Below are 12,696 nucleotides of genomic sequence, written 5' to 3'. Positions count from 1 at the left end.
GTGTATGCCAATATGAAACATGTCATTTCGGTCCTGTGCGTCCTGGCAGTACTGCTGTGTATGGCCCCCTTCGTGTCTCCGAACGGAGAGGGAGAGGCTGTCTCCGCCGCTGCCCGCACGGAGACAGGCCCCTTCATCGTGGATGCCGGCCACGGAGGAGAGGACGGCGGTGCGGTCTCGGCAGACGGCACCCAGGAGAGCGGCATCAACCTGGCCATAGCCCTTCGGCTGGAGGACATCCTGGCTTTCTGCGGTGCCGCCCCCGTCATGCTGCGCCGGGAGGATATCTCCCTGCACGACCCGGAGGCCGGTTCCCTGAAGGAGAAGAAGTCCTCGGACCTGCGCAACCGGACCCGGGCCGTCCAGGATCTGTCCGGCGCCACCCTGATCAGTGTCCACCAAAACAGCTACCCGGAGAGCCGCTACGACGGTGCACAGGTGTTCTACGCACCCACAGAGGGCTCCCAGGCACTGGCCGAATACACCCAGGAGATCCTGCGCCAAACGCTGGACCCGGACAACGGCAGGCAGGCCAAGCAGATCCCAGACACAGTATATCTGATGAATCACATTGACAACCGGGCGATTTTGGTGGAGTGCGGCTTCCTCAGCAATCCACAGGAGGCCGCCAGGCTCCGAGACCCGGTCTATCAGACCAAGATCGCCGCAGCCTTGGCCAGCGCCTGCCTGACCTTTCAGGGGGAGCGGATCACGGCCCATACCACAGAGATTTGAGGATGAAATATGAAGGCCAAGACGGTATTTTATTGTACGGAATGTGGAAATGAGACGCCCAAGTGGCAGGGGAGATGCCCGGCCTGCGGGGCCTGGAATACGGTGGTGGAGCGGCCCGCAGAACAGGCCCCCAGGAAGGGAGGGCCCGCCCGGGGGACATCCGGTATCGGCGTCCCTCTCAGCCGTCCTAAGTCCATGGAAGAGGTGGAGGTCACCGATGAGCTGCGCTTCCGCACCGGGATGGGAGAGCTGGACCGGGTGCTGGGCGGCGGAGCGGTGCGCGGTTCATTGGTGCTGGTGGGCGGCGCACCGGGCATTGGAAAATCCACCCTGATGCTCCAGATCTGCGACAACCTGTGCCGGTTCGCCAAGGTCCTGTATGTATCCGGTGAGGAGTCAGAGCGGCAGATCAAGCTACGGGCCCAGCGGCTGAACGTGGCCGGCGAGGGGCTCTATCTCCTGTCGGAAACGAACCTGGAACACGTGCTGGACGCAGTCCACAGCCTCCAGCCCGATGTGCTCATCGTGGACTCCATTCAGACCCTCTATCACGGGGATATCAGCTCGGGGCCGGGAAGCATCTCCCAGGTGAAGGAGTGTACCATGTCCCTGATGCAGCTGGCGAAAGGGGAGGGGATCACCGTCTTTGTCATCGGCCACGTGAACAAGGAGGGATCTATCGCCGGCCCTAAGGTGCTGGAGCATATGGTGGACTGCGTTCTCTATTTTGAGGGAGAGCGGCAGATGGCCTACCGCATCCTCCGGGCGGCGAAAAATCGCTTTGGCGCCACCAATGAGATCGGCGTCTTTGAGATGGCAGACGCGGGACTGACGGAAGTGCCCAACCCGTCGGAGGCCCTGCTGGCCGGGCGGCCCACCGACGCCCCCGGGACCTGCGTCACCTGCGTGATGGAGGGGGTGCGGCCAGTGCTGGCGGAGGTACAGGCGCTGGTGGTGCCCTCCAGCCTGGGCAATCCCCGCCGGGTGAGCAACGGGGTGGACTACAACCGGGCCATGCTGCTGCTGGCGGTGCTGGAAAAGCGCGGCGGACTGATGCTCAGCGGCTGCGATGCCTATGTGAACGTGATTGGCGGCCTCTCACTGGAGGAGCCCGCCGCTGATCTGGCCGCTATGATCGCTTTTGCCTCCAGCTTCCGGGACAGGCCTGTTCCCAGCGACTTGGCCGCCATCGGAGAGATCGGCCTGACCGGCGAGCTGCGGGCGGTGAGTGCCCTGGGACAGCGGCTCAGTGAGGTGCGGCGCCTGGGATTTACCAAATGCCTGATCCCGAAACGGGTCCAAGGAAAGCTGTCTGTTCCGGAGGGCCTGGACGTGATCCGGGTGGCCAACATCCGGGAAGCACTGGCCGCCATTTTGTAAGCGGGGAACAAAGTTGACACAGCCGCTCCCGCCGGTACTCCCGCAGGATGCCGCCCGGGCCAGAGAGCAGTAGCCGTCCTGTTGGTAGACGCAGGGGTCGGTGCAGACGATCAGGCTCAAAAGATCACACCTTTTTTGTTTGGCTGAAATGCGGGCCATGATATCATGGTCATCAGTGTGCCCAGATGAGAGATATCTATGCGAAAAGACCGCATCAGGAAGCTAGAGTCTTTCTGATGCGGTCTTTTCGTGCGCATGATTTATGCGATGGCCGACCGGCTCTTGCAGGCGTCCCTGGAGGCCAAGGCGGCAAAAGCCGGCCGCAGGGCTTGCGACCGCTCCGCCGGTGTGGTATGATGCAGGGGAAGCACTGCGAAGGGAGGTACTGCGGGAAGACTCGTAGGTCAACAAAATAAAAATTTTGTTGACCTGAGAGGAGGAGCAATAGGAGAAAACCGCGTTTTCACCCATCCAAGGCCCGCAGGCTGCGATTTGGACTACCGCTCAGAATCACCACCCATCCTTCGGGATTTTCTGGTCTATCATGAGACCATCCAGGGCCACTCCCCAAAAACCGTGGACGAATACTTTCTGGATCTGCGCAGCTTTTTCCGCTATCTCAAGCTGGAAAAACGGCTCGTCCCCAAGGATACGCCCATGGAATCGATCCCCATCGATGATGTGGACATCCAACTCATCCGCTCCGTCACTCTGACCGACGTCTACGCCTATATGAGCTATCTCAGCCGAGACCGCGCGGCCCATCCGAACAGCCCAGACACCAGCTATGGATTGTCTGCGTCCTCCCGGGCACGCAAGGTGGCGACCATCCGCTCATTTTATAAGTACCTCACCAACAAGGCCAAGCTGCTGACTGAGAACCCTATGCAGGATCTGGATTCCCCCCGCCTCAAGAAGTCACTGCCCCGTTACCTGGATCTGGAAGAGAGCGTGGAATTGCTGGAGTCGGTAGACGGAGCTAACTCTGTGCGGGATTACTGCATCCTGACCCTGTTTTTGAACTGCGGCCTGCGGATCTCAGAGCTAGTCGGCCTGAACGTGACCGATGTCCGGGGCGATCAGCTCAGAGTCCTGGGCAAGGGCAACAAAGAGCGGGTCCTCTTTCTCAACGAAGCCTGTCAGCAGGCTCTCCAGGATTGGCTGACAGAGCGGAACATGCTGACACTGATTGATAAGGAGGCCCTCTTCATCACCCATCAGAACCGCCGGCGCATCTCCCGCGCTGCGGTGCACAAGCTGGTGAAAAAGCATCTGGCCGCTTCCGGGCTGGACAGCACCCAGTATTCCGCCCATAAGCTGCGCCACACTGCCGCTACTCTGATGCTTCAAAACGGCGTAGACGTGCGCACTTTGCAGGAGGTCCTGGGCCACGACCACCTGAACACGACCCAGATATACACCCACGTGGACAGCGATGATCTGCGCACCGCAGCCCGTGCCAATCCTCTGGGGATGGTAAAGAAGAAAAAAAGGGGAAGTGAGGACGAGACATGAACCGATATTCCTGGCTGGAGGGCTATCTGCTGTCCATGCCCGGTGCCGTCACCGACTACAAATTGGAATGGCAGTGGCAGCGTTATTTGGTAGGCGGGCGGATGTTTGCAGCCGTCTGCACCCCAGGACCGGAACATGCCGCCCATGCTGGGCGGACTATGGTGATCCTGAAGTGCGATCCCAGGCTGGCCGAGGCATTTCGCGAGCAGTACCCGGAGGTAGTGCCCGGTTTTTACAGCGATAAGCGGAATTGGAACTCGGTCTATTTGGACGGGGCTCTCCCGGACGACGTGCTGCGGGACTTTTGCGGCATGTCCTATGAACTGGTATTCCAGAAGCTGACCAAGCGGGCCCAAAGAGAGATCATGGAACAGGAAGAAAAAAGGAGTTCGTGACCCATGTATTATGTACTGTTCGTCTTTGCCATGCTCACGCCGGTCCTGATGGCGGTGGTGGGGCTGATTTGGCGCATCCATCCCCCCAAGCGGGACGGGGGCTTTCTAGCCTACCGCACCGCCCTCTCCAGCAAAACCGAGGCGACCTGGGCCTTCGCCCACCGGCACATCTCTAAGCTCTGGCTGCGCATCGGACTCCTTCTCAGCATCCTGTCCGCAGTGCTTATGGTTGTGTTCCGGGAGAGTGCCTCCTCCTTTGTACTGTGGCTGATCGGCGGACAGATGGTATTTCTGTGTATCTCCGCATTTCTGGTGGATGCCCTGCTGAAAAACACCTTTGATGAAAATGGCCTCCCCATAGAGCGTTAAAGCGATAGACCTCCCAAAACCAATTGGGAGGTCTATCGCTTATCTGGGGCGGACCCCCAGAATATGGATGCCCCGCAGGGCTTGATATGGGTAGGTACTCAACGGCCGGAAGTCGGCGTCCTGGCTGTGGGCGGCCACCAGAATGGTGTCGGGAAAGGCCGGCTGCCGGATCTCCACCACGATAGGATCATGGGCAAAGACGCCGCCGGCAAAGCTGAGCTGGATAAAATCCCCCGGCTCCAGTTCACCCAGTCCGGCTTCCGTGCCAAAGGGCCCCGGCCTGCTGTCCTTTCGGGTCAAAAAGTTATAAAAGTAGGGCACGCCGCTCCAGGACGGAGATTTCTGATTTCCGCTGATGTAGTACCATCCGAAGGTAGGCGTATGGTCCATCACGCCGCTCCCAGCATAAAGGCATTGGGATGCGAAGTTGGTGCAGTCTCCCCCCAGTTCAGAGAAATCGTAGTACGCCGGATTCCGATCATACGCCCACCGGTGGGCATAGCGCACCGCCGCCCCGCGGTCATAGGGCAGGATATCGTGCAAAGGACCTCTCCCCTCTCCTGCCCCCATTCTATGCAGAAAACGGTCCCGGGTTCATCTCACCTGAAAGTTCTGTCTCCTTCTTCTCACCATGGGCCTACGGGGCGGCTTTGGCGAACTAGGTATGAAAAAAGGGAGCGCCGAAGCGCTCCCTTTTCAAAAGGCAGAAGTTCGATCAGGCCTTGCCGTCGCAGCCCAGCACGTTGATCAGCTTATGCTTGACCAGCTGCTTGATGTTCTCACGGGCGGGCTTCAGATACTGCCGGGGGTCAAAGTCGGCGGGATGCTCGGCAAAATACTTGCGGATGGTGCCGGTCATGGCCAAACGCAGATCGGAGTCGATATTGATCTTGCACACGGCGCCCCGTGCGGCCTGACGCAGCTGATCCTCGGGGATGCCCACAGCGTCAGGCATCTTGCCGCCATTCTCGTTGATCATCTTCACAAACTCCTGAGGCACGGAGGAGGAGCCGTGGAGCACGATGGGGAACCCAGGCAGGCGCCTGACGATCTCATCCAGGATGTCGAAGCGCAGCGGAGGGGGAACCAGCTCCCCCTTCTCATTGCGGGTGCACTGAGCGGCAGTGAACTTGTAAGCGCCGTGGCTGGTGCCGATGGCGATGGCCAGGGAATCACAGCCGGTGCGGGAGACGAACTCCTCCACCTCTTCAGGACGGGTGTAGTGGGAGTCTTCGGCAGACACATTGACCTCGTCCTCCACGCCTGCCAGAGCGCCCAGCTCGGCCTCCACCACTACGCCGTGGTCGTGGGCATACTCCACCACCTTCTTGGTGATCTCGATGTTCTCCTCAAAGGGCTTGGAGGAGGCATCGATCATCACGGAGGTGAAACCGCCGTCCACGCAGGACTTGCACAGCTCGAAGCTGTCGCCGTGGTCCAGGTGCAGGCAGATAGGCAGGCCGGTCTCAGCGATGGCGGCCTCTACCAGCTTGATCAGATAGGTATGGTTAGCATAGGCCCGAGCACCCTTGGAGACCTGGAGGATCAGGGGGGCGTTGACCTCTTTGGCCGCCTCGGTGATCCCCTGGACGATCTCCATGTTGTTGACATTGAACGCGCCGATAGCGTATCCGCCGTCATAGGCCTTTTTGAACATTTCAGTGGTCGTTACCAGTGGCATAATGACCATCTCCTTCTTCAAATTTACATGTTATATTGTACCATTTCCAATTGCGAAATACAATAGGACATGGTATGATTTACTTTGGAATTTTCAATAAAGAAATGTGCAGTTTTCCAATCCCGCTGCAAGATTTTTGAAGGAGGCAACCAACATGAATCAACTGACTGGAGCCTGTATCATCGGCCAGTCCGGCGGCCCCACCGCCGTCATCAACGCCAGTGCCCAGGGCGTCATCCAGACCGCCCTGAAGACTCCCTGCATCACTCAGGTGCTGGGCGCCGCCCACGGCATCAAGGGTGTGCTGGAGGACAAGCTGTACGACATGGCTCAGGAGGACCCCGCTGAGCTGGACCTGATGAAATACACCCCCTCCTCTGCCCTGGGCTCCTGCCGCTACAAGCTGGCGGATCCCGACGTAGATGATACCGATTACCAGCGTATCCTGGAGATCTTCAAGAAGTACAATGTCCGCTATTTCTTCTACAACGGCGGCAACGACTCCATGGACACCTGCAACAAGATCTCCAAGTATATGCAGAAAGTGGGCTACGAGTGCCGCATCATGGGTGTTCCAAAGACCATCGACAATGACCTGAACGGCACCGACCACTGCCCCGGCTTTGCCTCCGCGGCCAAGTATATCGCCACCTCCTGCGCCGAGGTGTGGCAGGACGCCCATGTGTATGACACCGGCATGGTCACCATCATCGAGATCATGGGCCGCCACGCCGGCTGGCTGGCCGGCTCCGCCGCCCTGGCCTCCCTCACCGGCTGCGGTCCCGACCTGGTCTATCTGCCCGAGACCGATTTTGACATGGACCGGTTCCTCTCCGATGTGAAGGCCGTCTACGATAAGACCGGCAAGTGCATGGTAGCCGTGTCCGAGGGCATCCACTACGCCGACGGCACCTTCGTCTCCGAGGCTAAGACCTCCGCTACTGACGGCTTCGGACACGCCCAGCTGGGCGGTCTGGCCTCCATGCTGGCCGAGACCGTGAAGCAGAAGCTGGGGGCCAAGGTCCGCGGCATCGAGCTCTCCCTGCTCCAGCGCTGCGGGTCCCATCTGGCCTCCAAGACCGATGTGGAGGAGGCATATCTGGCCGGCCAGGCTGCGGTGGAGGCCGCCGCTGAGGGCTTTACTGACAAGATGGTGGCTTTCCAGTGCACTCGGGATGGCAGCTATGAATGCAAGACCGTCCTGGAGCCCCTGGATATCGTGGCCAACTTTGAGAAGAAGGTCCCCCGCGCGTGGATCAACGAGGCCGGGAACGGTGTGACTCAAGAGTTCATCGACTATGTGCTGCCCCTGATCCAGGGAGAGACCGATGCCCCCAAGGAGAACGCCCTCCCCCGTTTTGCCCGCCTGAAAAAGGTGCTGACCACCAGCCTGTAATAGGTTTCCAGTAAAGAAGCCCTGCATGGCAATGCCATGCAGGGCTTCTTTCTATCCCGCTGAATCAGGCCATATGCCGCGCCAGAAAGGCGTCCACCGCGGGCCAGTACAGCTCCGGCGCCACGGCGGCGGACTCCGCGTGAGCGGCACCGGGGACGGCCAGCTTCTCCTTCTCGCAGGAGGCGGCCTGATACAGCTCCTCCAGCATCCAGAAAGGAACAAAGGTGTCCTCCTCTCCGTGGATGAAGAGCGTGGGGGTGACAGAGCGCTCCACCTGTCTCAGGGCACTGGCCTCTGTGATGCTGTAGCCGGCCCGGATACGGCAGACCAGATCCGCAGCGTTGAGAACGGGGAAGGGCGGCAGGCCGAACAGCTCCTTCAGCTGGCCAGAAAATTCATCCCAGACAGAGGTATAACCGCAGTCCTCGATCACACACCGGACCTGGACAGGCAGATCCGCCTCACCGGAGGCCATCATCACGGTGGCAGCGCCCATAGAGACGCCGTAAAGCACGATCTCCGCCTCCGGGTCCTCCGCGATCAGCTGTTGACACCACCGGACCACATCCCGGCGCTCCGGCCACCCCATCCCGATGTAGTCTCCCTCGCTCTCTCCGTGCCCTCTGGCGTCGGGGAGCAGCACCGTGTAGCCCAAATCAAACAGATGTTTGCCATAGGAGGCCATGCCGGTGGCGTTGTTTTGATAGCCATGGCAGAGGACAGCGTAGCGGTGAGGGACGCTTCCGTCCACCCGGTAGGCGTGGAGCTCCAGGCCGTCATCACTGATGAGGGACACGTCACGGCTGTCCTTCAGCAGCCAGCGGGTGTACTCGCTGTCCACGATCCCGGCGGCGGAGCCGAAGCCGCCCTTGGCGTTAGGGTCCAGGGCAAAGGTGTAGAAATAGTTTCCCACAAGGATCAGGGCACCCAGTGCCAGCAGGATCAAAAGGAAGACGATCACCAGGGCCGCCCTGAGGCCGCAAATCGCTGTTTTATTCACAGGGGGTCACTCCTTCGGCCTGGAGAGAGGCCCGGTCCGTCCCAGATACTCCTGGGTCTCCACCGGGAGCTTCCGCTTCCCCAGCCCATAGCGTACCAGACGGTTGACCACGCTGTAAAACATGGCAAAGACCGGGACACCCAGCACCATGCCGGCGAATCCAAACAGCCCGCCGAACAGCAGGATAGAGAACAGTACCCAGAAGCTGGCCAGTCCCGTGGAGTCCCCCAGGATCTTGGGGCCCAGAATATTCCCGTCAAACTGCTGGAGCACAAGGATAAAGATCACGAAATAAACACACTGGATAGGACTGATGATGAGGATCAGCAGGGCGCATGGAATGGCACCGATAAAGGGGCCAAAAAAGGGGATGACATTGGTCACACCGATGATGACCGCCAAAAGGGCGGGGTATGGGAAGTTAAAGAGATTGCAGCACACCAGCGCGATGATCCCAATGATGAGGGAGTCCAGCAGCTTGCCGTTGATAAAGCCGCTCATGATGCGATAGGCATTGCGCACCTCCTCCACGATCAGGTCCGCCCAGCGGGTCTCACACACACTGTACACGATCTTTTTGGCCTGGGCAGAGAAGATATCCTTTCTGGCCAGCAGATAGACGGAGACGATAACGGCGATCAGCAGGTCCTTGGCCAGCATCAGCAGGGCGATGAACACAGCGGACACACTGGAGAACATGGAGGTGAGCCGGGGAACGATCTCCTGCTGGAACCAGGACAAAGAGCTGTTGACGGACTCCAGATTGGGGAGCAGATCGGACTGGAGCCACTCCTCCACCGACACAGCTACCGAGTTGTAGTAGGGCATGACCGCTGTCTGAATGTCCGGGTTATTGGCCAAAAATTCCATCAGCCGCTCCTGGAGGGTCATAAAATAGCCGGGGATGGACTGGACCAGCCCTACCACGCTCTCATAGACCTGGGGCAGGACCATGGCCAGCAGGATATAAATGACTAGGGCGGCGAACAGAAGGCTGAGGATGATGGCCACTGCGTTGAGAAAGCTCAGGTTCCGCCGGTCTGACAGGCGGCTGTCCGGGGTGAGTCCGGTGAGAAATCTTAAAATGGCCCGGTGGATGGGCAGCAACAGGAAAGCCAGGACCGCTCCGTAGTAGATGGGACGGAGAATGCGGTTGACCGTGGAGAGAAAGCTCAGGATGCCCTTGAAGTGAAAGACGGCAAAAAAGACGAGGATAGCGGCGGCGATGACCAGAAATGCAGTCACGCCGGCAAAAAAGTATGGATTTTGCGGCTTCTTGTTCACGTGGGCAGCTCCTTTTTCTCAGACTTTCAGCTCTGTGTCCTCATCCTTCAGGCAGTCCTGATATTTGGCCAGAGCGGGGGCGACCTGCTCCTTCAGGAACTCCTCCACCTGCTGGGGGCAGCGGCCGATGTAGCGGCTGGGCTCCAGATGGGCGGTGAGCTCCTCCCGGCTCATACCAAAGGCCGGGTCCTCTGCGATCAGATCGATCAGATTGTTGGGCAGGCCCAGGTCCTTTACATTCCGCCCGGCCTCCTGGGAGAGCACGCGGATACGCTCGTGGAGCTCCTGGCGGTTGCCGCCTCGCTTCACCGCATCCATCATGATGTTCTCGCTGGCCATGAAGGGCAGCTCCTCCAGAACGTGGCGCTCAATGACCTTGGGATGGACCACCAGACCGGAGGCCACGTTCAGGTAGATGTTCAGGATGGCGTCCACAGCCAGGAAGGCCTCTGGCACAGACAGGCGCTTGTTGGCGGAATCATCCAGGGTGCGCTCGAACCACTGGGTCGCGGTGGTGACAGCGGGGTTGCCCGCGTCCACCATGACGTAACGGGCCAGGGAGCAGATACGCTCGCAGCGCATGGGGTTGCGCTTGTAGGGCATGGCGGAGGAGCCGATTTGGTTCTTTTCAAAGGGCTCCTCCACCTCCTTCAGGTGGCAGAGCAGCCGCATGTCGGTGGCAAACTTGCTGGCGGACTGAGCGATGCCGGACAGGGTGGACACCACGTTGTAGTCCATCTTCCGGGAATAGGTCTGGCCGCTCACCGGGACCACGGCGTCAAAGCCCATCTCACGGGCTATCTTCCGCTCCAGCTCCTTGACCTTCTCGTGATCCCCCTCGAACAGCTCCAGGAAGGATGCCTGGGTACCGGTGGTCCCCTTGGAGCCCAGCAGCTTCAGGGTGGAGATGCGGTGCTCCACCTCCTCCAGATCCATGAGCAGCTCGTTCATCCACAGGGTGGCCCGTTTGCCTACCGTCACCAGCTGGGCAGCCTGAAAATGAGTAAAGCCCAGGGTGGGCAGGGCCTTATACTCCTCTGCGAACTTGGCCAGCCGGGCGATGACCTTTACCAGCTTGGCCCGGACCAGCTCCAGTCCCTCCCGCATGAGGATCACGTCGGTATTGTCCCCCACATAGCAGCTGGTGGCCCCCAGATGGATGATGGGCATGGCTTTGGGGCACAGCTCACCGTAGGTGTGGACATGGGCCATCACGTCATGGCGCAACTTCCGTTCCCACTGGGCCGCCTTCTCATAGTCGATATCAGTGATATGGGCCTCCAGTTCATCCACCTGCTCCTGGGTCACCGGGAGCCCCAGCTCCATCTCGGCCCGGGCCAGCGCGACCCACAGACGTCTCCAAGTGGAGAATTTCTTGTCAGCGGAAAAGAGATACAGCATCTCGTCGCTGGCATATCGGGAGGACAGCGGACTTTCATAGGCGTTGGTCGGCATTTGCATCAAACCTCATTTTATTTAGAATCTGGGCAGCTCTCCCCTGCCCGCTTGTATCAAATATTATAACGTACTCCCCAGGGGATTGCCAGTGCTTTCCCAAATTTTCACGAAAACTTAAGAGAGGAAAGCGGGAGCGCGGACATGGGTCTGTCCGTGCTCCCGCTCTGTTTCGTCATGTTTAGATGGTCTCGCCCTTCAGGAAACGCTCCAGCCGGTTCAGGCCCTCCTTGATGTTCTCAATGGAGGTGGCATAGGACCAGCGAACAAAAGTGGGGGCACCAAAGCCAGTACCGGGCACCACGGCCACCTTGCCGTACTTCAGGAAGAGGTTGCCGAAATCGTCCGCGTCCCGGATGACCACGCCGTGGAGCTCCTGGCCGATGAGCTTTTCGATGTTCATCATCACATAGAAAGCGCCGTGGGGCTTGATGCAGCTGACGCCCTCGATGCTGTTCATCCGCTCCACCATGTAGTCACGGCGGCGCTCGAAAGCCTTGCGCATGACCTCCACACTCTCCTGGGAGGCAGTGAGGGCGGTCACAGCGGCCTTCTGGGAGATGGAGCTGGGGGAGCCGGTGCAGTGGCTGAGGTAGTTGGCGATCACCTTGGAGACCTGGTCGTTAGCGGCCACATAGCCGATGCGCCAGCCGGTCATGGCATAGGACTTGGAAACACCATTGACCAGCAGGGTGCGTTCCTTGATCTCCGGGCTGATGGAGGCAAGGCTGACGAACTCCTCTCCATCATACACCAGATGATAATAGATCTCGTCGCAGATCACGTAAATATCCTGTTCTACGCAGACCTTGGCGATCTCCTCCAGCTCCTTGCGGCTGTACATCATGCCGGTGGGGTTGGATGGGTTGTTCAGGATCATGGCCTTGGTCTTGGGGGTGATGGCGTCCCGCAGCTCCTGGGCGGTGAGCTTGAAATGGTCCGCCTCCCGGGTCTCCACAATAACAGGCACGCCGCCGGTCATCTTGATGAGCTCAGAGTAGCTCACCCAGTAGGGAGAGGGCAGGATGACCTCGTCCCCGGGGTTGATGAGGGCCCTCAGGGCCACATAGACGCAGGGCTTGGCGCCGTTGGACACGGAGATCTGCTGGGGGGTGTACTCCACGCCGCAGTCGGCCTTCAGGCGCTGGCAGATGGCCTTGCGCAGCTCCACCGTGCCGCTGGAGGGAGTGTAGCGGGTCTCGTTGTGCTCGATGGCGGCAATACCCGCCTCTTTGATATAGTCCGGCGTATTGAAGTCGGGTTCTCCGGCTCCAAACCCGATCACGTCCTGCCCCTCGGCTTTCATCTGCTTGAACAGAGTGTCGATGGCCATGGTGCTGGACGGCTCAACAGCCAGTGCGATCTTGGAAAGCTCTTTCATATCAATGTTGTCCTCCTTCTGGCGAATCACGCATGGCATATTATATGCGCCGACTTGCAGGATTGCAAGTGGTTTCCGGTTATTTTCCTGAAATTCTGAACAATT

At 59.5% G+C, this 12,696-nt stretch carries 12 protein-coding genes; 6 read left to right on the top strand and 6 right to left on the bottom strand.

From position 1 onward, the window contains the following. Window positions 1-12 precede the first annotated feature (12 nt). From L9O85_RS07425 to L9O85_RS07405, 5 genes are all read left to right on the top strand, one after another. Window positions 13-735, top strand: a complete 723-nt coding sequence (locus L9O85_RS07425; RefSeq protein WP_050624821.1) for an N-acetylmuramoyl-L-alanine amidase — start codon at window positions 13-15, stop codon at window positions 733-735. Between the two features lie 9 nt (window positions 736-744). Then, window positions 745-2,115 carry a DNA repair protein RadA gene (gene radA, locus L9O85_RS07420; protein WP_108981213.1) on the top strand — a complete coding sequence of 457 codons (1,371 nt, stop codon included), beginning with the start codon at window positions 745-747 and terminating at the stop codon, window positions 2,113-2,115. A 492-nt stretch (window positions 2,116-2,607) separates the two neighbouring features. Then, the gene (locus L9O85_RS07415) at window positions 2,608-3,630 is read left to right on the top strand and encodes a tyrosine recombinase XerC (protein WP_301580076.1); all 1,023 of its coding nucleotides are present in this window, start codon (window positions 2,608-2,610) and stop codon (window positions 3,628-3,630) included. After that, the gene (locus L9O85_RS07410; protein WP_050624818.1) at window positions 3,627-4,025 is read left to right on the top strand and encodes an MmcQ/YjbR family DNA-binding protein; all 399 of its coding nucleotides are present in this window, start codon (window positions 3,627-3,629) and stop codon (window positions 4,023-4,025) included. The genes L9O85_RS07415 and L9O85_RS07410 overlap by 4 nt, the downstream gene beginning before the upstream one ends. A gap of 3 nt (window positions 4,026-4,028) precedes the next feature. Next, window positions 4,029-4,394 (top strand): SdpI family protein, encoded by a 366-nt coding sequence (locus L9O85_RS07405; protein ID WP_301580073.1) that lies wholly within the window; start codon window positions 4,029-4,031, stop codon window positions 4,392-4,394. A 39-nt stretch (window positions 4,395-4,433) separates the two neighbouring features. On the opposite strand, the gene L9O85_RS07400 is transcribed toward L9O85_RS07405, so the two are convergent. Further along, window positions 4,434-4,964 (bottom strand): amidase domain-containing protein, encoded by a 531-nt coding sequence (locus tag L9O85_RS07400; RefSeq protein WP_193955476.1) that lies wholly within the window; start codon window positions 4,962-4,964, stop codon window positions 4,434-4,436. A gap of 145 nt (window positions 4,965-5,109) precedes the next feature. Then, the gene (fba, locus tag L9O85_RS07395; RefSeq protein ID WP_050624815.1) at window positions 5,110-6,075 is read right to left on the bottom strand and encodes a class II fructose-1,6-bisphosphate aldolase; all 966 of its coding nucleotides are present in this window, start codon (window positions 6,073-6,075) and stop codon (window positions 5,110-5,112) included. A gap of 154 nt (window positions 6,076-6,229) precedes the next feature. On the opposite strand from fba, the gene L9O85_RS07390 reads away from it, so the two are divergent. Next, window positions 6,230-7,471, top strand: coding sequence for a 6-phosphofructokinase (locus L9O85_RS07390; RefSeq protein ID WP_256181488.1), 1,242 nt, complete (start codon window positions 6,230-6,232; stop codon window positions 7,469-7,471). Window positions 7,472-7,535: 64 nt separating this feature from the next. Here the strand turns inward: L9O85_RS07390 and L9O85_RS07385 are convergent, their stop codons facing one another. From L9O85_RS07385 to L9O85_RS07370, 4 genes are all read right to left on the bottom strand, one after another. Next, entirely contained in the window at window positions 7,536-8,471 is a 936-nt protein-coding gene (locus L9O85_RS07385; protein WP_108981215.1) for an alpha/beta hydrolase, read from the bottom strand. Window positions 8,472-8,477: 6 nt separating this feature from the next. After that, window positions 8,478-9,755, bottom strand: coding sequence for an AI-2E family transporter (locus tag L9O85_RS07380; RefSeq protein WP_050624812.1), 1,278 nt, complete (start codon window positions 9,753-9,755; stop codon window positions 8,478-8,480). Between the two features lie 18 nt (window positions 9,756-9,773). After that, entirely contained in the window at window positions 9,774-11,210 is a 1,437-nt protein-coding gene (purB, locus tag L9O85_RS07375) for an adenylosuccinate lyase (RefSeq protein WP_050624811.1), read from the bottom strand. Window positions 11,211-11,391: 181 nt separating this feature from the next. Beyond that, the gene (locus L9O85_RS07370) at window positions 11,392-12,591 is read right to left on the bottom strand and encodes a pyridoxal phosphate-dependent aminotransferase (RefSeq protein WP_050624810.1); all 1,200 of its coding nucleotides are present in this window, start codon (window positions 12,589-12,591) and stop codon (window positions 11,392-11,394) included. Window positions 12,592-12,696 lie beyond the last annotated feature (105 nt).

It is taken from the genome of Lawsonibacter asaccharolyticus (genome assembly GCF_022453915.1).
GTDB classification, from domain to species: Bacteria; Bacillota; Clostridia; order Oscillospirales; family Oscillospiraceae; genus Lawsonibacter; species Lawsonibacter asaccharolyticus.
Note: the sequence above shows the minus strand (reverse complement) of the source record. Positions and strands in the feature narration are given on the sequence as shown.

Coding starts and splice junctions, on each gene's coding strand:
- L9O85_RS07425 (WP_050624821.1), top strand. CDS start 13: ATGAAACATGTCATTTCGGTCCTGTGCGTCCTGGCAGTACTGCTGTGT.
- radA (WP_108981213.1), top strand. CDS start 745: ATGAAGGCCAAGACGGTATTTTATTGTACGGAATGTGGAAATGAGACG.
- L9O85_RS07410 (WP_050624818.1), top strand. CDS start 3,627: ATGAACCGATATTCCTGGCTGGAGGGCTATCTGCTGTCCATGCCCGGT.
- L9O85_RS07405 (WP_301580073.1), top strand. CDS start 4,029: ATGTATTATGTACTGTTCGTCTTTGCCATGCTCACGCCGGTCCTGATG.
- L9O85_RS07400 (WP_193955476.1), bottom strand. CDS start 4,964: ATGGGGGCAGGAGAGGGGAGAGGTCCTTTGCACGATATCCTGCCCTAT.
- fba (WP_050624815.1), bottom strand. CDS start 6,075: ATGCCACTGGTAACGACCACTGAAATGTTCAAAAAGGCCTATGACGGC.
- L9O85_RS07390 (WP_256181488.1), top strand. CDS start 6,230: ATGAATCAACTGACTGGAGCCTGTATCATCGGCCAGTCCGGCGGCCCC.
- purB (WP_050624811.1), bottom strand. CDS start 11,210: ATGCCGACCAACGCCTATGAAAGTCCGCTGTCCTCCCGATATGCCAGC.
- L9O85_RS07370 (WP_050624810.1), bottom strand. CDS start 12,591: ATGAAAGAGCTTTCCAAGATCGCACTGGCTGTTGAGCCGTCCAGCACC.